General features: G+C 37.1%; 18 protein-coding genes. 16 read left to right on the top strand and 2 right to left on the bottom strand.

Annotated features, from left to right (window positions below):
• Nucleotides 1-4 precede the first annotated feature (4 nt).
• Genes ACMGGO_RS17865 through spoVM form a run of 6 tightly spaced genes read left to right on the top strand, consistent with a single transcriptional unit; the run spans nucleotide 5 to nucleotide 5,082 of the window.
• Nucleotides 5-754: a Stp1/IreP family PP2C-type Ser/Thr phosphatase gene (locus tag ACMGGO_RS17865; protein WP_054549883.1), complete on the top strand. Its 750-nt coding sequence runs from the start codon at nucleotides 5-7 to the stop codon at nucleotides 752-754.
• A 2-nt stretch (nucleotides 755-756) separates the two neighbouring features.
• A complete protein-coding gene (gene pknB, locus ACMGGO_RS17860) occupies nucleotides 757-2,745 on the top strand; it encodes a Stk1 family PASTA domain-containing Ser/Thr kinase (RefSeq protein ID WP_048395364.1) in 1,989 nt (662 codons plus the stop codon).
• A gap of 11 nt (nucleotides 2,746-2,756) precedes the next feature.
• Complete coding sequence (gene rsgA, locus ACMGGO_RS17855; protein WP_048395362.1) at nucleotides 2,757-3,641, top strand: ribosome small subunit-dependent GTPase A; 885 nt, start codon at nucleotides 2,757-2,759, stop codon at nucleotides 3,639-3,641.
• A 2-nt stretch (nucleotides 3,642-3,643) separates the two neighbouring features.
• Nucleotides 3,644-4,312, top strand: a complete 669-nt coding sequence (gene rpe / locus ACMGGO_RS17850) for a ribulose-phosphate 3-epimerase (RefSeq protein ID WP_048395360.1) — start codon at nucleotides 3,644-3,646, stop codon at nucleotides 4,310-4,312.
• Nucleotides 4,309-4,962, top strand: a complete 654-nt coding sequence (locus tag ACMGGO_RS17845; RefSeq protein WP_048395359.1) for a thiamine diphosphokinase — start codon at nucleotides 4,309-4,311, stop codon at nucleotides 4,960-4,962. Before rpe ends, ACMGGO_RS17845 begins: the two co-directional genes overlap by 4 nt.
• Before the next feature lie 18 nt (nucleotides 4,963-4,980).
• Nucleotides 4,981-5,082, top strand: a complete 102-nt coding sequence (spoVM, locus tag ACMGGO_RS17840; RefSeq protein WP_099805045.1) for a stage V sporulation protein SpoVM — start codon at nucleotides 4,981-4,983, stop codon at nucleotides 5,080-5,082.
• A 91-nt stretch (nucleotides 5,083-5,173) separates the two neighbouring features.
• Here the strand turns inward: spoVM and rpmB are convergent, their stop codons facing one another.
• Both rpmB and ACMGGO_RS17830 read right to left on the bottom strand, forming a co-directional pair.
• Nucleotides 5,174-5,362: a 50S ribosomal protein L28 gene (gene rpmB / locus ACMGGO_RS17835; RefSeq protein ID WP_004227417.1), complete on the bottom strand. Its 189-nt coding sequence runs from the start codon at nucleotides 5,360-5,362 to the stop codon at nucleotides 5,174-5,176.
• 186 nt (nucleotides 5,363-5,548) lie between these two features.
• Nucleotides 5,549-6,292 carry an IclR family transcriptional regulator gene (locus ACMGGO_RS17830; protein WP_048395357.1) on the bottom strand — a complete coding sequence of 248 codons (744 nt, stop codon included), beginning with the start codon at nucleotides 6,290-6,292 and terminating at the stop codon, nucleotides 5,549-5,551.
• Nucleotides 6,293-6,597: 305 nt separating this feature from the next.
• Between ACMGGO_RS17830 and ACMGGO_RS17825 the strand changes: the two genes are divergently transcribed.
• From ACMGGO_RS17825 to ACMGGO_RS17780, 10 genes are all read left to right on the top strand, one after another.
• Nucleotides 6,598-7,470, top strand: a complete 873-nt coding sequence (locus tag ACMGGO_RS17825; protein ID WP_054549885.1) for a dimethylarginine dimethylaminohydrolase family protein — start codon at nucleotides 6,598-6,600, stop codon at nucleotides 7,468-7,470.
• Nucleotides 7,471-7,484: 14 nt separating this feature from the next.
• Nucleotides 7,485-8,246 carry a dimethylarginine dimethylaminohydrolase family protein gene (locus ACMGGO_RS17820; protein ID WP_081010999.1) on the top strand — a complete coding sequence of 254 codons (762 nt, stop codon included), beginning with the start codon at nucleotides 7,485-7,487 and terminating at the stop codon, nucleotides 8,244-8,246.
• A gap of 110 nt (nucleotides 8,247-8,356) precedes the next feature.
• Nucleotides 8,357-9,784, top strand: a complete 1,428-nt coding sequence (locus ACMGGO_RS17815; RefSeq protein ID WP_054549887.1) for an amino acid permease — start codon at nucleotides 8,357-8,359, stop codon at nucleotides 9,782-9,784.
• A 39-nt stretch (nucleotides 9,785-9,823) separates the two neighbouring features.
• Nucleotides 9,824-11,428 carry a M20/M25/M40 family metallo-hydrolase gene (locus ACMGGO_RS17810; RefSeq protein WP_420282114.1) on the top strand — a complete coding sequence of 535 codons (1,605 nt, stop codon included), beginning with the start codon at nucleotides 9,824-9,826 and terminating at the stop codon, nucleotides 11,426-11,428.
• Nucleotides 11,429-11,599: 171 nt separating this feature from the next.
• Nucleotides 11,600-12,805, top strand: coding sequence for a diguanylate cyclase domain-containing protein (locus tag ACMGGO_RS17805; RefSeq protein ID WP_420282113.1), 1,206 nt, complete (start codon nucleotides 11,600-11,602; stop codon nucleotides 12,803-12,805).
• Between the two features lie 108 nt (nucleotides 12,806-12,913).
• Nucleotides 12,914-13,273, top strand: coding sequence for an Asp23/Gls24 family envelope stress response protein (locus tag ACMGGO_RS17800; protein WP_004269431.1), 360 nt, complete (start codon nucleotides 12,914-12,916; stop codon nucleotides 13,271-13,273).
• Nucleotides 13,274-13,291: 18 nt separating this feature from the next.
• Nucleotides 13,292-14,941: a DAK2 domain-containing protein gene (locus tag ACMGGO_RS17795; protein ID WP_374805826.1), complete on the top strand. Its 1,650-nt coding sequence runs from the start codon at nucleotides 13,292-13,294 to the stop codon at nucleotides 14,939-14,941.
• A 351-nt stretch (nucleotides 14,942-15,292) separates the two neighbouring features.
• The gene (gene sdaAB / locus ACMGGO_RS17790; RefSeq protein ID WP_004269429.1) at nucleotides 15,293-15,955 is read left to right on the top strand and encodes an L-serine ammonia-lyase, iron-sulfur-dependent subunit beta; all 663 of its coding nucleotides are present in this window, start codon (nucleotides 15,293-15,295) and stop codon (nucleotides 15,953-15,955) included.
• Nucleotides 15,956-15,969: 14 nt separating this feature from the next.
• Entirely contained in the window at nucleotides 15,970-16,878 is a 909-nt protein-coding gene (sdaAA, locus tag ACMGGO_RS17785) for an L-serine ammonia-lyase, iron-sulfur-dependent, subunit alpha (protein WP_004269428.1), read from the top strand.
• Between the two features lie 161 nt (nucleotides 16,879-17,039).
• Nucleotides 17,040-17,900 (top strand): LysR family transcriptional regulator, encoded by an 861-nt coding sequence (locus tag ACMGGO_RS17780; protein ID WP_054550499.1) that lies wholly within the window; start codon nucleotides 17,040-17,042, stop codon nucleotides 17,898-17,900.
• Nucleotides 17,901-18,026: the final 126 nt, after the last annotated feature.

Here is an 18,026-nt window from a genome sequence, read left to right as displayed (position 1 = left end):
AGTATTGGAATACACAGTCGAAAGTGATATTGGTTTAAAACGATCCATTAATGAGGACCGTGCTGCATTCTTTAAACGTCCAGATGGGCTTGCACTAGCACTTGTAGCGGATGGCATGGGTGGTCATAATGCTGGTGATGTAGCAAGTGATATGGCAATTAAACAAATGGAATCCTTTTTTTTACAGGCAGACACACATCATTTTGTATCCACAACATCAAAAAAAGAATGGTTATTACAAACAGTTAAGCAATTGAATAAAACAATATATGACTATTCTTTATCACATGAAGACTGTAAAGGAATGGGCACGACATTTATTGCAGTGTTAATCGAAGAACAACATTGCTTCATTGCACATGTGGGAGACAGTCGTGTGTATTATTTCTTTGAAGATGGTGCACAACAAATAACAAGAGATCATTCATATGTGAACGTCTTGGTCGAAAATGGTGAGATAAGCGAAGAAGAGGCTTTGACACATCCAAAGAAAAATTTCATCTTAAAAGCGGTTGGGACAGAGGACACAATCGAACCAGACTTTTATGAAGTAGATTTAGCATCAGAATCGTATTTACTCATTTGTTCAGATGGATTAAGCAATAAACTAACTGTTTATGAAATGGCATCGATAATTACGTATCCAGACTCCATTAAGGAAAAGGGACGTAAACTTGTAGAATTAGCAAATGCCAGCGGGGGAGAAGACAATATCTCCCTCGTGCTATTAACAAAAAAGGATGAGGAGGTGTAAGAATGCTTGTAGGTAAAAGAATTAGTGACCGTTATAAAATTTTAGAACTCATTGGTGGCGGAGGTATGTCCAATGTTTATTTAGCACACGATATGATTTTAAATCGTGATGTAGCCATTAAAATATTACGCTATGATTTTTCCAATGAGGATGAATTACATCGACGTTTCCAACGTGAGGCACTGTCTGCTACAAGTCTTACACATCCAAATATTGTTAGTGTTTATGATGTAGGTGACGATGGAGATCTACACTATATTGTGATGGAATATGTTCAAGGAAAAACATTAAAGCAGTACATACAAGAATTTGCACCAATTTCTCCTGCTAGAAGTGTGCATATTATGAAGCAATTAACGTCTGCCATTGCTAATGCCCACGAAAACCATATTATCCACCGTGATATTAAACCGCAAAATATATTAATGGATGCGGAAGGTAATGTGAAAATTACGGATTTTGGTATTGCCATGACGTTAAGTGCTACATCATTTACTCAAACAAATTCTGTGCTTGGTACAGTCCATTATTTATCACCAGAGCAAGCTCGCGGCGGTACAGCTACAAACAAATCAGATATTTACGCACTCGGTATTGTGTTATATGAATTATTAACAGGTGAACTTCCATTTTCTGGTGAATCTGCTGTTTCAATAGCACTTAAGCATTTACAAGCCGAAACGCCTTCTGTCCGTGCTTTTGATGCAACGATTCCCCAAAGCTTGGAAAATGTAGTATTAAAGGCTACTGCCAAAGATTCATCCCATCGTTATACTACAGTGGAAGAAATGTATGAAGATTTGGAAACCGTACTAACACCATCTAGAATCAACGATCCCAAATTTGTCATACCTGTGGATAATGATGTAACGAAAGCTATTCCCATCATTAAAGAGCAGATGCATAAAAAAGACGAAGATCTAACTAAAACAAGAGTTATTGAACCGATTATGGAAGCTAAAGCACCTTCTCAACCACAACCTAAAAAGCCTGTAGAAAAGCCAGTTCCTGTAAAGGGAAAGAAGAAAAATTGGCCCAAATATGTTGCAGGACTATTCATTGCAGCGGTTGTCATTTTCTTATTCTTTATTTTTGCAAAAGATTTATTTAGCCCGAAAAAAGTGGCTATACCAGATGTAGCAAATTTAACAATAGAGGAAGCGACAAAAAAATTAGAAGCAGATGGATTTGTTGTTGGTGAAGAGCATCAGGAGCGAAATCATGAGGAAATAGAGAAGGGGAAAGTTATAGAAACGGACCCATCAAAAAATTCATTACGTGAAAAAGGTTCAGAGGTAGACTTAATCGTTAGTTTAGGTGTAGAGATGACGACTGTTGATAATTATGTTGGACAAAATTATAGTCAAGTTGAAGCTTTAATAAAAGGAAAGTATAAAGACGTAATAAAAGAGGATGTCCCTTCTAATGAGCCAGAAGGAAGAATTATTGAACAAAGCATACCACCAAATTCTGAGGTAGTAGCGAAAGAAGAAACAATCACGTTTAAAGTTAGCCAAGGAGTTAGAATGGTAAGGGTTGAAAATGTTGTAAATTATACGAAAGCTGATATGGATGACTATGTGAAAAGAGCAGGTCTCAATTGGCGTATATCTCGTGAAGAACATCATGAAACCATCCCAGCTGGCAGTGTAATTTCGCAATTGACAAAAGCGGGTACTATGGTAGAAGAAGGTTCTATGATATCGGTTGTAATAAGTAAAGGGCCAGCAAAACAGCCCGATAAACTACGTGTCATACCTGTAGTCATTGAGTATAAACCTACAGAAGAGGGAATAGCTCAAAATATTCGAATTGAAATTCAAGATAAAAATCATACATTGTCTGAACCTGTTGAAGTATTTGAAATTTTAAGTGATACGCCATACAACATTCAGCTTACAATTGAAGATGGCAAAGATGCGAGTTATAGAATAATTCGTGACTCAGAAATAATTTTAGAAGGCAAAGTTAATTATAATGATGTCGATTAAGGAGGAATTGGATGGCGCAAGGCCAAATAAGAAAAGCATTAAGTGGTTATTATTATGTATTTGATGGACATCAACTGATTCAATGCCGAGGACGTGGGGTATTTCGTAATCGTGGCGAATCCCCACTCGTAGGCGATATTGTAGAGTATACAATGGAAACTGAAGGCTCTGATGGGACAATACAAAAGATTTTTGAGCGCCAAAATGAATTAGTACGTCCGCCAATTGCGAATATTGATCAAGGTATTTTGGTGTTTTCTGTAAAGGAACCGAATTTCAATACCATTTTACTGGATCGTTTTTTAGTTGTGTTAGAATCCTTCCATGTACATCCTATTATTTGTTTAACAAAAATGGATTTGCTAGAAAATGATGAACGTGATGAATTACAAAATTATATAGCAGATTATGAAAGCATGGGCTATACAGTTTTGCAAACATATAAAGATGAAGAAGAATTAGTAGAACGGTTACGTCCTATTTTAAAGGGAAAAACCACCGTTTTAGCTGGCCAATCGGGCGTTGGGAAATCAACTTTGCTTAATACGCTCATTCCAGAGTTGAACTTAAAAACGGGTATTATATCCCAAAGCTTAGGACGGGGTAAACATACTACTCGACATGTTGAACTGATAGAGGTCTGTGATGGTTTATTAGCAGATACGCCTGGATTTAGTTCCTTTGATTTTGACGAAATTGAGAAAGAAGAATTAGGTGTATGTTTTCCTGAAATGGCTAGAGTAGCGGATGATTGTAAATTTAGAGGTTGCTTACACTTGAAAGAGCCAAAATGTGCAGTAAAGGCAGCAGTAGAAGCAGGGGAAATTCGAGACTACCGCTACAAGCATTATGAACAATTTATGCAAGAAATTATGGATCGAAAGCCGAGGTATTAATGATGATACAAATAGCACCATCAATTTTAGCAGCAAATTTTGCAAAGTTAGGTGAAGAAGTAAAGGAAGTAGAGCAAGCAGGTGCACAACTTATTCATATTGATGTAATGGATGGTCACTTTGTACCGAATATTTCATTTGGTTCTATTGTATTGGATGCTATCCGTCCATTAACGAAGTTACCATTAGATGTGCATTTAATGATAGAAAATCCAGATCAGTATATTGAACAGTTCGCAAAAGCTGGAGCAGATTATATTACAGTACATGTAGAAGCATGTCGTCATTTACATCGAACAATTCAATTAATCCGTTCTTTTGGTGTAAAAGCGGGTGTCGTATTAAATCCACATACACCGATAGAATCAATTCAACACATTTTAGAAGATATTGATATGGTATTATTAATGACTGTTAATCCTGGATTCGGTGGACAAAAATTTATTCATTCTGTTGTACCTAAAATTGAAGCATTATCAACAATAATTAAGGAGCGAGGCTTAGATATTGCCATTGAAATTGATGGTGGTATTACTGCTGAAACAATTGTGCCATGTGCACAGGCTGGAGCGACAATTTTTGTAGCTGGGTCAGCTATCTATAGTAAAGAAGATCGAACAGCTGCTCTTCAAGAGATTTTACTAGCTGGTGAGGCAGCGATTAAAGGATGACGACAGTCGTTGTTTGTGCAGGTGGTCCAAAAAATGAGCTTTGTTCATTTTCATCGTTTCAGCAACAACAGGATGTTGTGTTTATCGGGGCTGATCGTGGCGCTTTATATTTAATTGAGCAAGGAATTACGCCCCATGCTATTGTTGGTGATTTTGATTCTTTAACGGATGAAGAATATCGACAAGTAATGGCACAAACCAATGATCAACAACGTTTTCAAGAAGAGAAAAATGAAACAGACACGGATTTAGCTTTGCTTAAAGCCTATACGTTTGCACCACAAGAAATTATTTTGACAGGTGTGACGGGTGGGCGTTTAGATCATTACGAGGCAGCTGTTCGTTCTATTTATCGGTTACAAAAAGAGCATCCTCAAATTGAGTTAAAGATAATCAATCATACTAATATGTTGCAATTTTTACTACCAGGTACACATACAATTTATGCAGATGATCGATACCGATACTTGTCTTTTTTTGCTCACGAGGAGCCTATTCAAGGTGTAACATTACGACAAGTAAAATATGAAACAACGAATGAGGAAATTTCCTTAGGAACATCTCGATTTACAAGTAATGAAATAATAGGAACTTCAGGGTCTATATCTTTCTCGCAAGGCATATGTTTAATGATAAGAAGCATAGATTAGCGTAAGGGGGAGAGAGTCCTGAAAGTATATACGTTCCAATTGCCGAAATTCGTGAGTAGTATCACGCGTACGTGTATTAACCTATTTAAAAAAGATAAGAAAGTAAAAAAATCCGACTAGTGTTAGTCGGATTTTTTACTTTCTTCTAGAATACTAATCAAGAAAAAAATCGATTGCGCTCAATGCGAAATCGATTTTTTAGAAGCAGCGATTAAACGCGCTCGATTTTACCTGATTTTAATGCACGAGCAGAAACCCATACACGTTTTGGTTTACCGTCAACTAAGATACGAACTTTTTGAAGGTTAGCACCCCAAGTACGTTTGTTAGCGTTCATAGCGTGGGAACGGTTGTTACCAGTACGAGCTTTACGTCCAGTGATTACACATTGTTTTGGCATGTTGTATTCCCTCCTTACTGTTGATGCTGAAAGATTATTATTTCAGTTCGGTATTTCACATACCATAATAATTTAACATACGATGGCGTTCAGTGCAACAGTTTTCACATAACCTTTCAAGAAAAAAACCTTTACAGACATAAAACATTTATGAAAAGTAGAGAAGTTTAATGGGGAATAGTTCTCCTATCCTTTTCCTCGATAACCAAGTTTCAGCGATACACGTCTACCAGTATCAACTAATCGCTCAATCAATGTATTAATATGATCTTGAGAGACATTAAAGTTTACAAAACCAATACTGACTGCTCCTATCACTTCACCAAACCCATCTAAAACAGAGACAGCAATGGAGGAAGTACCTGCAGTTCGTTCTCCATGACTTATTGCATAGCCTTGTTGTCGAATTTGGTGAAGCTGCTCCTCTAATTCGGCCATTTCATCTTTAGTTACTAGTTGCTCTAGAATTTCTTTGGATTGTAGCGCTGACATTGAGGCAAGTATGGCCTTATTGGCCGCTCCGATATGCATAGGTATGCGAATACCCAACTGATCATAAATACGAATCGGATTAGCTGCACTGTCTATCCGTTCTATAATAATCGTATCTAATCCAGCTGGTTTACTTAAATAAACGCTTTCTTCAACCTCCCTGGCTAATCGTTCTAACTCAGGTCTGATTTTGCTAATATAATCCATCGTATCATACACCTGTAAGCCAAGTTCCATCCATATGGTTCCAAGCCGATAATATTTAGTCTGTTCATCTTGCTCAATCATCCCTTGTTTAATCATGGCTTTTAAAATTCTATGTAAAGTACTTAGCGGTAAATCGCATTTTGTAGAAAGCTCTGAAATGGACAAGCTACTGTCGTTTGCATCAGCTGCTAAAACCTTGGCAATTGTCATCGCCCGCTCTAATAATTGCATTTGTCCCACCTCCCTTCATCCTATTTTATTTTTATTCTCCATCTACGTCTAGTTCCAATATTCCCGTACAAATCAGAAGTCTAAACAAATGCTTATTTTAATTCACGAAAGCTACAAAAGGATCCTTTAAGAGGCTTCTTTAATAAACGATAGCATTTTTTCCAAGGGTGAACGCAATCTAGATTAAAAGAAAAATAAAAGTTTTCTAAATATATTGACAGTATAGCATAAAACGAATATATTCTTCATATAAACTTTCCTCTTAACGGAAACGTTTTCCACTACACGGAAATGGGGTGAAAGGAATGCATTATTGTTCATCAATGTATGCGCCTTTGAAACATGTTATTGTAAAAGATCCAAAAGATGCTTTCCGAAGCCAGACACATCTTAGTGAGGAATGGAAAACATTTAACTACTTATCTGAGCCTAATTATGAAGAAGCTCTAAGCGAATACGCTGAATTTATTGGGATTCTTGGAAAGTATGTTGAGACTATTGAATATCTGCCTATAGCAGATGAAGTAGGATTAGATTCTCTTTATGCACATGATCCAGTTAAATTCACTCCAAATGGTGCCATAATACTGAAATCAGGCAAAAAATTAAGACAACCAGAAGCAGCAGTATACAAGGACTTTTTACGGCAAAAAGGTATACCAATAATTGGTGAACTTACTGGAGAGGCAGTTTCAGACGGTGGAGATATTGTTTGGCTAGATGATCGAACGCTCGTTGTGGGTAGAGGTTATCGAACAAACGATGAAGCCATTCGTCAGTTAAAGGAAATGACAGCCGATATGGTAGATGAATTTATAGTTGTACAACTACCACATGATCTTGGTGAAGCTGAATGTTTACATTTAATGTCTTTCATAAGTATGGTAGACCGAGATTTAGCTGTTGTGCATTCGCGTTTAATGCCAGTATTTTTCAGACAACTGCTAATTGAGCGTGGCATCCAGCTAGTAGAAGTACCTAAAGATGAATACGATTCGTTAGGCTGTAATGTTTTAGCGCTTGCACCAAGGGTATGTGTGATTCCTCAAGGCAACAAAGAAACAAAGCAACAGCTACTTGATGCTGGAGCAACGGTGTACGAATATAAAGGCGATGAAATTACTGTTAAAGGAACAGGTGGGCCGACTTGCCTAACTTGCCCAGTAGTAAGAGGATAAAGGAGAAGATGAATATGTTTAAAAATGTTATTGTTAAAAATCCAGGTAATAGTTTTGTAAACGGTTTAACAACTAGTGATTTAGGAAAGCCAATTTTAGAAAAATTATTTGAACAACATGAACATTATGTAGAAGCTTTAAAAAAATGCGGTGTAGAAGTTACACAATTACCAGCAAATGAAGCATTTCCAGATTCAACATTTGTAGAGGATACAGCTGTATTAACGCCTGAATTTGCTATTATATCGAATCCTGGAGCAGCAGCTCGTAACCGCGAAATTGAAGAAATCGAACCAGCTGTAAAGCAATTCTATGAAAAAATTTACTATATTAAAGGTTCTGGAACACTTGATGGTGGAGATGTACTACAAGCAGAGAAAAAGTTTTACGTAGGGATCTCAGAGCGCACAAATGAAGAAGGCGCTCAGCAATTTAAAGAGATTGTTGAACTAGAAGGTTATGAAGCAACTATTATTCCATTAAAAGAATTCTTCCACTTAAAAACTGGAATTGCCTATGTTGGGGAAAATCGTATGGTGCTAGCTGGTGAATTTGTCGATCATCCTGCATTTGAATCTTACGAAAAAATCGTGATTCCTAAAGAGGATGAATATTCAGCTAACTGTATTCAAGTAAATGATTATATTATTATTCCAGCTGGCTATCCAGAAACAAATCGTAAATTACTGGACCTTGGCTATCAAACAATTGAACTTGATATGTCTGAATTTAGAAAACACGATGGTGGTTTAAGCTGTTTATCATTACGTTTTTAAGTAAATCTAACAATACCCAATCAATTTAAAAGAGAAAATTGATTGGGTACTTTCATTCTTAAAATATCAGAATATTTAATATTTTTACATTATATGGGAAGTAGGGATGGATGTTGAATAAAGGGGATCAGCTTCACAATAATCAATTAAAGCGTTCGATGAAAAGTCGTCACTTGTTAATGCTTTCACTTGGGGGTGTTATTGGAACAGGCTTATTTTTAAATGTAGGCTATACCATTAACCAGGCAGGACCCGGCGGTGCACTGATTGGTTACTTATTTGGTGGCTTAATTTTGTTTATGGTCATGAATTGTCTTGGGGAATTGGCTGTTTACATGCCTGTTACAGGTTCTTTCCAAACATATGCAACACGTTTCATTAGTCCTTCAGCCGGTTTTTCATTAGGTTGGATGTATTTTGTCGGATCTGCTGCCACAGCAGGCGTTGAATTTACGGCTGCAGGTATTTTAATGCAGCATTGGTTTCCAAGTGTACCAATTTGGATATGGTGTGCTGTGTTTATGGTTCTTTTATTTGTCTTAAATGCTTTAACAACGAAGGGCTTTGCTGAAGCAGAGTTCTGGTTTGCTAGTATAAAAGTTGTTGCAGTGATTGCATTTATCATTATTGGTGGAGCAGCAATCTTTGGTTTAATTCCATTGGCAGATCGTCCTACTCCACATCTCACAAATTTAGCACCTTCTGGTTTATTCCCAGCAGGTATTACGATTATTTTTGTCACAATGATGAATGTAATTTTTTCTTATCAGGGATCAGAGCTGGTGGGTATTGCAGCAGGGGAGACCGAGAACCCTGAAAAAAATATTCCTAGAGCGATTCGTACAATTCTATTTAGAATCATCGTTTTCTATATTGCTTCCATTATTGTATTATCGGCAATATTCCCAGCATCAGAGCTTGGGCTTATGGAAAGTCCATTTGTCACGTTAATGAATTTAGCTGGTGTACCATATGCAGCTGGTATCATGAACTTTGTTATTTTGACAGCTATTTTATCAGTCGGTAATTCATGTTTATATGCATCAACACGTTTATTATTTTCCATGTCACAAGAGGGGATGGCGCCCAAGTTATTTGGTCGATTAACGAAAAATAAAGTACCTTTAAATGCGCTTATTTTTACGATGGTATTCTCACTCTTATCTTTATTAACTAGTGTAATGGAAGCTGATGCTGTATTTGTATTACTAATGTCGGTAGCAGGTATATCTGTCACAATTTCATGGATGGGGATATGTGCTTCTCAGTTAATGTTCCGTTATCGCTATGTGAAGTCGGGAGGAAATGTGGCTGATCTAAAATTTAAAACACCACTATTCCCGTTGATTCCAGTATTTTGTATAATCTTTTGTGTTTTAATTTTAGTATTTTTAGCGTTTGATCCAACGCAAAGGATTGGTTTACTATACGGGATTGGCTTCTTTATTGCCTGTATGATTTTTTATCAATTGAAATTAAAGAAAGCGGCGACTGCTGCTACAGATAGCAAAAGTGAAGAAACACTAGAAGTTCGTTAATCGTACCTCTAACGAATGGGAGTAAAAGGAGAAAAAATCATGAATACTTTTATGTGGGATACACCCGAAAAACTACGTGCCCTATTATGTGAACTTGTGAGCTGGGAAAGCCGAACATTAACGGAGGGCGAAAATAAATTTGCCTTTCGACTAAAAGATAAATTGTTAACGCTTCCATATTTTGAGAAGCACCCAGACTTGATTGAATTACATGATGCAGGACTTGGCAGAAATGCAGTGACAGCCTTCTATAAGCATCCAACCGCAACTGAAACCGTTGTGTTAATCAGTCACTTCGATACCGTGCATACAGAAGAATATGGTGAACTAGAGCCGTTAGCCTTTTCTCCAGAAGAACTAACGAAAAAGCTAATGGAACCTAAATACCTAAAAGATTTACCAGAGGCAGCTCGCATTGATTTGGCGTCTGGGAATTATTTATTTGGACGCGGCACAATGGATATGAAAATGGGTCTTGCCTTACACATGCAGTTGATCGAAAAGGCAAGCTTAGAGCAATGGCCGATTAATTTAATTTTAACAACGGTCCCTGATGAGGAAGTCAACTCTGCTGGTATGAGAGCGGCTGTTGTGGAACTGGTGAGACTGCGGGAACAGCATGGCTTAACCTATAAATTATTTTTAAATAGTGAGCCATCGTTTTCACAAGGGCCTTCGGATACGAATGAATATATTTATTCAGGTACAATTGGTAAAATCATGCCTGCTGCTTTGTTCTATGGGAAAGAGACACATGTCGGCGAGCCATTAAAAGGGATCACGGCTCCCTTTATCGCTTCCTATATGACACAGCATATGGAGTGGAATCCCCTTTTCCGTGAAACAGATTTAGGCGAAAGCACACCATTACCCGTCTCTCTACAATTAAAAGATTTAAAAATGGAGTATTCTACACAAACACCATACCGTGCGGCGGCACTTTACAATGTCTTTTTATTAAAACGTACAGCGGCTGAGGTGATGGCTATTTTTGAGGAAGTTGCGTTACAGGCAATGGCTGCTTGCAATGCGCACTATCAGGACATTTGTACACGCGAAAATGTTCAGGGTGTGGGCATGGTAAAGGTCTTACGCTATGAGGCATTATTGGAGCATGCGATCCATAAGTTAGGAGCTGAGGAAGTACAAGCGATTAAGCACCAGGTTCAGCAGCATCGTGCATGGGATGATCGTGAAAAATCCATTCGTATTGTGGATCAGCTCATGATTCGCTGTCAGGAATTAGCACCTGCCACAGTTCTGTTATATGCACCGCCTTACTATCCAGCCATTAATTCATCCAACCATCCATTAGTGAAACAGTCGATTGAATTAATGAAGCAAACAGCTCAAACATTTGATATTGAGGTGGAGCAGATCCACTACTTTAACGGAATTTGTGATTTAAGCTATGTCAACTATTCAGATGCATCCAATGAGTGGCTAGCATTTGAGCGGAACACACCTGTATGGGGCGATACGTACCATATTCCATTCAAAGAGATGGCGGCATTACAAGGTCCTGTCTTAAATGTCGGTCCATTTGGTAAGGATGCCCATCAAAAAACAGAACGATTGCATGTGGATAGTGCGTTTAAAGAGATGCCTGTTATGATTGACACGCTTATTAAAAGTCTATTTTAGCCAAATAAATTTTTCGATATTTAATTGAATACAATGTAAAAAGTTGATGCTATAAAGGTATCAACTTTTTTATTTATCAGAAAAATTTAGATTGACTTGTATTTTTCGTTATCATGACGATACATATAGGACATTATAATTATTTGAAAGTGGGCATGAGGAGAGAGCATGATGGAAAATCAAGAAAAATTAGCTTTTTCTATTCGCGAAGAAATGGTTCAGTCGAATTTAAAAGGGATGAGAATAGTTGCTTGGACACTCATGTATGTATCAGTCATTATTTCGTTAATACATTATGGAGAGGTATTTTTTGTGAAGGCGGAAAGAGCCATGGTTCCCGTCTATATTGCCATTCATATCGCTATGTTTTATATAGATGTTGCAGTATTATTGTTTATCCGAGAAAAGCGAATTCATATTACTCCTGTTAATATACAGAAGTATGAACGGTTGGTTGTTGTTTATATTTACACAATAATGCTTTTGATTACTGCGATATCGGTATTGGATGTTTACTTTTTCCGTCATGCAGCACTCTATGAGGTTATTTTAATCATTATTTGTACAGTATTCGCGTTACCTTTACGAAAAATTGTCTGGATTATTTTGCTTTCTGCATCAGCCATTATTGTGAGTGCATATATGAGTGCTGGAATATCGAGTGAAAATATAAAAATTATATTACCCATGTCATTATTAATACCTATTGGTGTAATGATTCAATATCAGACCTATAAGGTTCGTAAACAAATCCATACCCAGCATATTTTATTGAATGAGGAAATGACTAAAACGAAGCGACTATCAGAATTGTTGGCTATTAAAAATAATGAATTAGCAGAGCAAGCATTAAAAGATTCTTTAACGAATCTACCTAATCGACGTGCATTTAACCAAAAATTGAATAAGATAGGACAGCAACTTTATCAAACACAACCTTTAACAGTCATAATGATTGATATTGATTGCTTTAAAAAATTTAATGATTATTATGGTCATTTGCAGGGAGATGCAGCAATTGTCAAAGTCGCATCTCTATTGGAGGAAATTGCAGGGAAGTATAATGCATTTGTTGCCCGTTGGGGTGGCGAGGAGTTTGTTATGATAAGCCAGCATACTCATAAGGTTGCTGAACCTGTATGTGAAGAAATCTTAGAAGAAATTCGACAACTTAATATCCCGCATTTACAATCTACTATTGCCCAACAAGTTACTGTTAGTATTGGAATGTGTCAAGCTAAAATCGCAAAATATGAGCATTTACAAACATGTTGTGAATTAGCTGACCAAGCGCTATATTTGGCAAAGCAAAACGGACGAAATAACTATTTCCGCAAAATGGAAATTTTTGATGAAGAAGCAAATGCGTCTATTTGAAGTCAGAAAACGTTGCTACGAAGCCCTTCAATACCCCCTTAGGTTGCTTAAATTATAACGAAAGTGTTACAATATAGTTTAGTCAAAAAGAGCCAAGGGGGCATTTCTATGTCAATTGAATTAAACAATGAATTCGGCCAAATTGATATTTCAACAGATGTACTTGCACAAATTGCTGGTGGAGCTGCTGTAGAATGCTACGGTATTGTTGGCATGGCATCTAAACATCAAATTCGTGATGGTCTAACTGATATTTTACGTAAAGAAAACTTCGCAAAAGGTGTTGTAATTCGACAACAGGACGACGATTTACATATAGATATGTACATTATTGTTAGTTACGGGACAAAAATTTCGGAAGTGGCTTATCAAGTACAATCGAAAGTGAAATATACAGTAGATAAAACATTAGGTATGAGCGTAAAATCTGTCAATATCTTTGTACAGGGCGTTCGTGTAGCGAATTAAGAGGAGGAACTAAATCGAATGCAGTCTTTAGACGGTATAAAGTTTGCTGAAATGGTACAAATGGGGGCGCATCACCTATACCAAAATGCAAATTATGTAGATTCATTAAATGTTTTCCCCGTTCCAGATGGTGATACAGGTACAAATATGAACTTATCGATGACATCTGGTGCAAAGGAAACAGAGCATGCTGCTTCAGAGCATATTGGTAAAACAGCACAGGCATTATCAAAAGGCTTGTTAATGGGAGCGCGTGGGAATTCAGGCGTTATTCTATCTCAGTTATTCCGTGGTTTTGGGAAGTTTATTGAGAAGGAGTCAACAATTGATGCAAAGGGCTTTGCTGGAGCATTCCAAGCGGGTGTTGATACGGCATATAAAGCTGTTATGAAGCCAGTAGAAGGAACAATTTTAACGGTGGCACGTGAAGCTGCGAAAAAAGGTGTAGAAGTAGCAGAAACTGAAAACGATATCATTGCCGTAATGGAAGCTTTTACAGCAGAGGCAAAGGCATCGTTGGATCGTACACCTGACCTACTGCCTGTTTTAAAAGAAGTTGGTGTGGTAGATAGTGGTGGTCAAGGCTTACTATTTGTGTATGAAGGATTTTTAGCTTCCTTAAAGGGGGAGGCTCTTCCGGAGAAAAATGATGCGACGCTAGATGATTTAATCAATGCAGAACATCATAGAGCCCAAGATTTCATGAACACTGCTGATATTGAATTTGGTTACTGTACAGAAATAATGGTACGCTTAGAAGAAGGAAAAGAACCTTTTAATGAAGAACAATTCCGTAATGAATTAAATCCTTTAGGTGATTCTTTACTTGTTATTTCAGATGAGGAAATTGCGAAGGTTCATATCCATTCCGAGCAACCAGGTTCTGTTCTATCAATTGGTCAAAAATACGGTAGTCTTATAAAAATTAAAGTTGATAATATGCGTGAGCAGCATTCAGCAATCGTTGGCGAGGAACATAAAGCCCCTACGCCTGCTAAAAAAGTAGAAAAACATCCATATGCTATTGTAACGATTGCTATGGGTGAAGGTGTGGCAGAATTATTGCGCTCTATCGGTGCTTCCTATGTCATTGAAGGCGGTCAAACAATGAATCCTTCAACTGAAGATATCGTGAAGGCTGTACAAGAAATCGGTGCAGAGAAAGTATTAATCTTACCGAATAATAAAAATATAGTGATGGCAGCGGAACAAGCGGTTGAACTATTAGAAATTGATGCAGCAGTAGTTCCTACGAAGACGATTCCTCAAGGAATGGCAGCGATTTTAGCGTTTAACCCAGAGGCAGCTGTTGATGTAAATAAAAAAACAATGTCAGAAGCATTTACAAATGTGAAGACAGGTCAAGTTACCTATGCAGTGCGTGATACATCTATTGATGGTGTTGAAATTCACAAAGATGATTTTATGGCATTGGCAGAAGGGAAAATTGTCCTTTCTACACCAGCACTAAAGGATGCAGCTGAAAAAGTAATTAAGGATTTAGTCGATGAAGATGCTGAGATTGTTACAGTCATTTATGGTGAAGATACAACTGAACAAGCTGCCTCTGAGTTGGTAGCTTTCATAGAAGAGAGCTATCCGGATGTAGAAGTTGAATTATTTGATGGTAAACAAGGGTTATATCCATATATTATTTCAGTAGAATAATTACATGCTACTTTGCTATTCCGTAAAGAAAGCAGTGCACAAAACGTGTACTGCTTTTGTTTATGCTACAAAGAGAATGTTGAATTAAATTTATTAAAAACGTACTAAATATGAATCATTCAATGTACGTACCCACAGGATATAAAATTTGGAAATATTGGAATGTCGCCGCTTTCGTAGTTGTGTATATATGGTACGGACAATAAATAAGTATAAATATTTACTATAAATTATAGTAGTGGTAATTTTCTGAAAGTTGATAAATTAAATGCTTTACTTTTATAGTAACTATCAAGCATGATATAAATAAAAATAAATATTATTATACGGATAGAATAGAGGGGTGTTTGTATGAAGTTTACTTCAGTATTTGATATTATTGGACCAGTCATGATTGGGCCTTCCTCCTCTCATACGGCAGGAGCAGCTCGCATCGGGCGTGTTGCAAGGGATTTATTTGGTAGACAACCTAAATGGGCAAAAATTCATTTATATGGATCGTTTGCAGAAACGTATAGAGGGCATGGTACAGATGTTGCGATTGTAGGAGGCTTATTAAATTACGATACATTTGATGATCGTATTAAAACGGCATTTGAAGATGCCAAAAAAGCAGGATTAGAATACGAATTCATTCCTGAAACAGCTAATACCGAGCATCCAAATACGGCTCGACTTGTCATTGGAGACGATGAAGGGGAAATGTCAGTAGTCGGTATTTCAATTGGTGGCGGAAAAATTGAAGTCAGTGAAGTCAATGGCTTTAAGTTACGTTTAACTGGTGGTATGCCAGCTATTCTTGTTGTTCATGACGATCGTGCTGGCTGTATTGCCAATGTAGCCAATTGCTTGGCGATGCATGAAGTCAACATTGGGCATATGGAGGTATCACGTATCGAACGTGGTTTAACTGCTTTGATGGTGATTGAAGTTGATCAAAACATTGAGGATAAGGTGCTACAGCAAATATCTTTAATTCCATATATTACAAAGGTCTCAAAAATTAATAACTAAGGAGGTGTCCCGTGATGGACGTTTTATTTCATAATGTTCGTGAACTTGTTGAACGAGCAGAGAAAGAAGATAAATTAATATCAGAAATTATGATTGAACAAGAAATATTGATAACTGGTAGAACGCGTGAAGAAATCATCCAGCAAATGGATCGAAATTTAACAGTGATGGAAGAAGCAATTGAACGTGGATTACAAGGTGTGCAATCAGTAACAGGTTTAACTGGTGGGGATGCCGTATTACTTCAAAATTATATTGCACAAGGAAAGTCACTTTCAGGTGATTTATTATTAGATGCAGTAAGTAAAGCGGTTGCAACTAATGAAGTAAATGCTGCAATGGGAACAATCTGTGCAACACCAACAGCAGGTTCAGCAGGTGTAGTACCAGGAACACTGTTTGCAGTAAAAAACAAACTAAATCCAACTCGTGAGCAAATGATTCGTTATTTATTTACGTCAGGAGCATTTGGATTTGTGGTAGCCAATAACGCTTCCATTTCTGGGGCTGCTGGTGGTTGTCAGGCAGAGGTTGGTTCAGCTGCAGGTATGGCTGCAGCTGCTATTGTCGAAATGGCTGGAGGTACACCACAGCAATGTTCAGAAGCGTTTGCCATTACACTAAAAAACATGCTAGGTCTTGTTTGTGATCCAGTGGCAGGCTTGGTTGAAGTGCCTTGTGTCAAACGTAATGCAATGGGTGCATCTAACTCCCTAGTAGCGGCGGATATGGCACTTGCTGGTGTAACAAGTCGTATTCCATGTGATGAAGTAATTGGTGCTATGTATCGCATTGGACAATCTATGAGTCCTAATCTTAAAGAGACGGCACGAGGCGGTCTAGCAGCAACACCAACAGGGAAGGCGATCAGTAAAGCCATCCTTGAAAATGGTGGCTTACAAAGCATTAAAGCACTTCAATAAAAAATAAGAAACATGCTATCTAAATAGGTAGCATGTTTTTATGTTGGTTGATAACTTACTGGAAAGAAAAAACCTCTTACGTACATAGTCGATTTAAGTATAATTAAATTTTAATAAGGAAATGTATTTATCTTAATTATATAGCAGGGACGTGAATAGAGATGGATTTGCGTAATTTGAAAACATTTCATGTTGTTTCAACTTACCTCAACTTTACAAAAGCGGCTGAAATTCTTAATTATAGCCAGCCTACAATTAGCCAACAGATTAAAGCGTTAGAGGAAGAGTTAGGGCATATCTTAATTAATCGAATGGGTAAGAAAATGTTTCTTTCTCAAGTAGGAAAAATAGTAAAGGAACATACAGATCAATTATTTGGGATTATTGAGGAAATGGAACAGGATTTGAAGAATTTCGAAAAGCCATTTGGTCATTTGACAATCGCTGCACCAGAGTTTTATTGCGGCTATTATTTATCACATATTATCGGCTCGTTTTTAAAACAGTACCCTCAGGTAAACCTAAAACTTCTTTGTGCCAATAGTAAAGAAACAGCCAAACTTGTGAGTTCAAACCAAGCAGATATAGGTTTTGTAGCTGGATCCCCTAGTTACGCTGGTGTAGAGGAGATTTTATTGGAGGAAGAGGATTTAGTATTGGTTGGAAATCCGCTTATTATAAAGGATCGTACTGTGCAGGAAATATTTGATGATTATCCCTTTATAACCTATGGAATGGATGACTGTATTGTCAGTTGCCTGCAAGAAATTAAGTGTAAGCCACAAACAATAGTGGAATTTGGAAGCGAGGAAGCAATTAAGAGAGCAGTAATGGAACAAGTGGGTCTAGCCTTGTTGAGTGATATTATTATTCAAAAAGAGGTAACAAAAGGGAGTCTTCAAGTTCTGTACCGATTCCCTAAAAAGTTACCCACTTATTTAATTTTTCCTCAAAATGCTAAAACATTTAGTAATGTAAGTACATTTATTGATTTAGTTAAAGACACATGGAAAACAATTTAATTGGTTTGTATATCGAAAAGAATGAAAAGAATGTTGCTGCCTGGTGAAATCGCAGGGATGTAACGTTCTTTTTATTTGTAATTTTTTTGATGTATCTCGATGAATTTATATGTAAATTTATCAATA

It is taken from the genome of Lysinibacillus sp. BNK-21 (assembly GCF_048684915.1).
Classification (GTDB): Bacteria; Bacillota; Bacilli; order Bacillales_A; family Planococcaceae; genus Lysinibacillus; species Lysinibacillus capsici.
The sequence above is the reverse complement of the archived record's forward strand: the minus strand, read 5'-3'. Positions and strand labels throughout refer to the sequence as shown.

What these genes read in the sequence shown, in the direction of transcription:
- pknB (WP_048395364.1), top strand. Translation starts at nt 757, where the DNA reads ATGCTTGTAGGTAAAAGAATTAGTGACCGTTATAAAATTTTAGAACTC.
- rsgA (WP_048395362.1), top strand. Translation starts at nt 2,757, where the DNA reads ATGGCGCAAGGCCAAATAAGAAAAGCATTAAGTGGTTATTATTATGTA.
- rpe (WP_048395360.1), top strand. Translation starts at nt 3,644, where the DNA reads ATGATACAAATAGCACCATCAATTTTAGCAGCAAATTTTGCAAAGTTA.
- ACMGGO_RS17845 (WP_048395359.1), top strand. Translation starts at nt 4,309, where the DNA reads ATGACGACAGTCGTTGTTTGTGCAGGTGGTCCAAAAAATGAGCTTTGT.
- rpmB (WP_004227417.1), bottom strand. Translation starts at nt 5,362, where the DNA reads ATGCCAAAACAATGTGTAATCACTGGACGTAAAGCTCGTACTGGTAAC.
- ACMGGO_RS17830 (WP_048395357.1), bottom strand. Translation starts at nt 6,292, where the DNA reads ATGCAATTATTAGAGCGGGCGATGACAATTGCCAAGGTTTTAGCAGCT.
- ACMGGO_RS17825 (WP_054549885.1), top strand. Translation starts at nt 6,598, where the DNA reads ATGCATTATTGTTCATCAATGTATGCGCCTTTGAAACATGTTATTGTA.
- ACMGGO_RS17820 (WP_081010999.1), top strand. Translation starts at nt 7,485, where the DNA reads ATGTTTAAAAATGTTATTGTTAAAAATCCAGGTAATAGTTTTGTAAAC.
- ACMGGO_RS17815 (WP_054549887.1), top strand. Translation starts at nt 8,357, where the DNA reads ATGTTGAATAAAGGGGATCAGCTTCACAATAATCAATTAAAGCGTTCG.
- ACMGGO_RS17810 (WP_420282114.1), top strand. Translation starts at nt 9,824, where the DNA reads ATGAATACTTTTATGTGGGATACACCCGAAAAACTACGTGCCCTATTA.
- ACMGGO_RS17805 (WP_420282113.1), top strand. Translation starts at nt 11,600, where the DNA reads ATGGAAAATCAAGAAAAATTAGCTTTTTCTATTCGCGAAGAAATGGTT.
- ACMGGO_RS17800 (WP_004269431.1), top strand. Translation starts at nt 12,914, where the DNA reads ATGTCAATTGAATTAAACAATGAATTCGGCCAAATTGATATTTCAACA.
- ACMGGO_RS17795 (WP_374805826.1), top strand. Translation starts at nt 13,292, where the DNA reads ATGCAGTCTTTAGACGGTATAAAGTTTGCTGAAATGGTACAAATGGGG.
- sdaAB (WP_004269429.1), top strand. Translation starts at nt 15,293, where the DNA reads ATGAAGTTTACTTCAGTATTTGATATTATTGGACCAGTCATGATTGGG.
- sdaAA (WP_004269428.1), top strand. Translation starts at nt 15,970, where the DNA reads ATGGACGTTTTATTTCATAATGTTCGTGAACTTGTTGAACGAGCAGAG.
- ACMGGO_RS17780 (WP_054550499.1), top strand. Translation starts at nt 17,040, where the DNA reads ATGGATTTGCGTAATTTGAAAACATTTCATGTTGTTTCAACTTACCTC.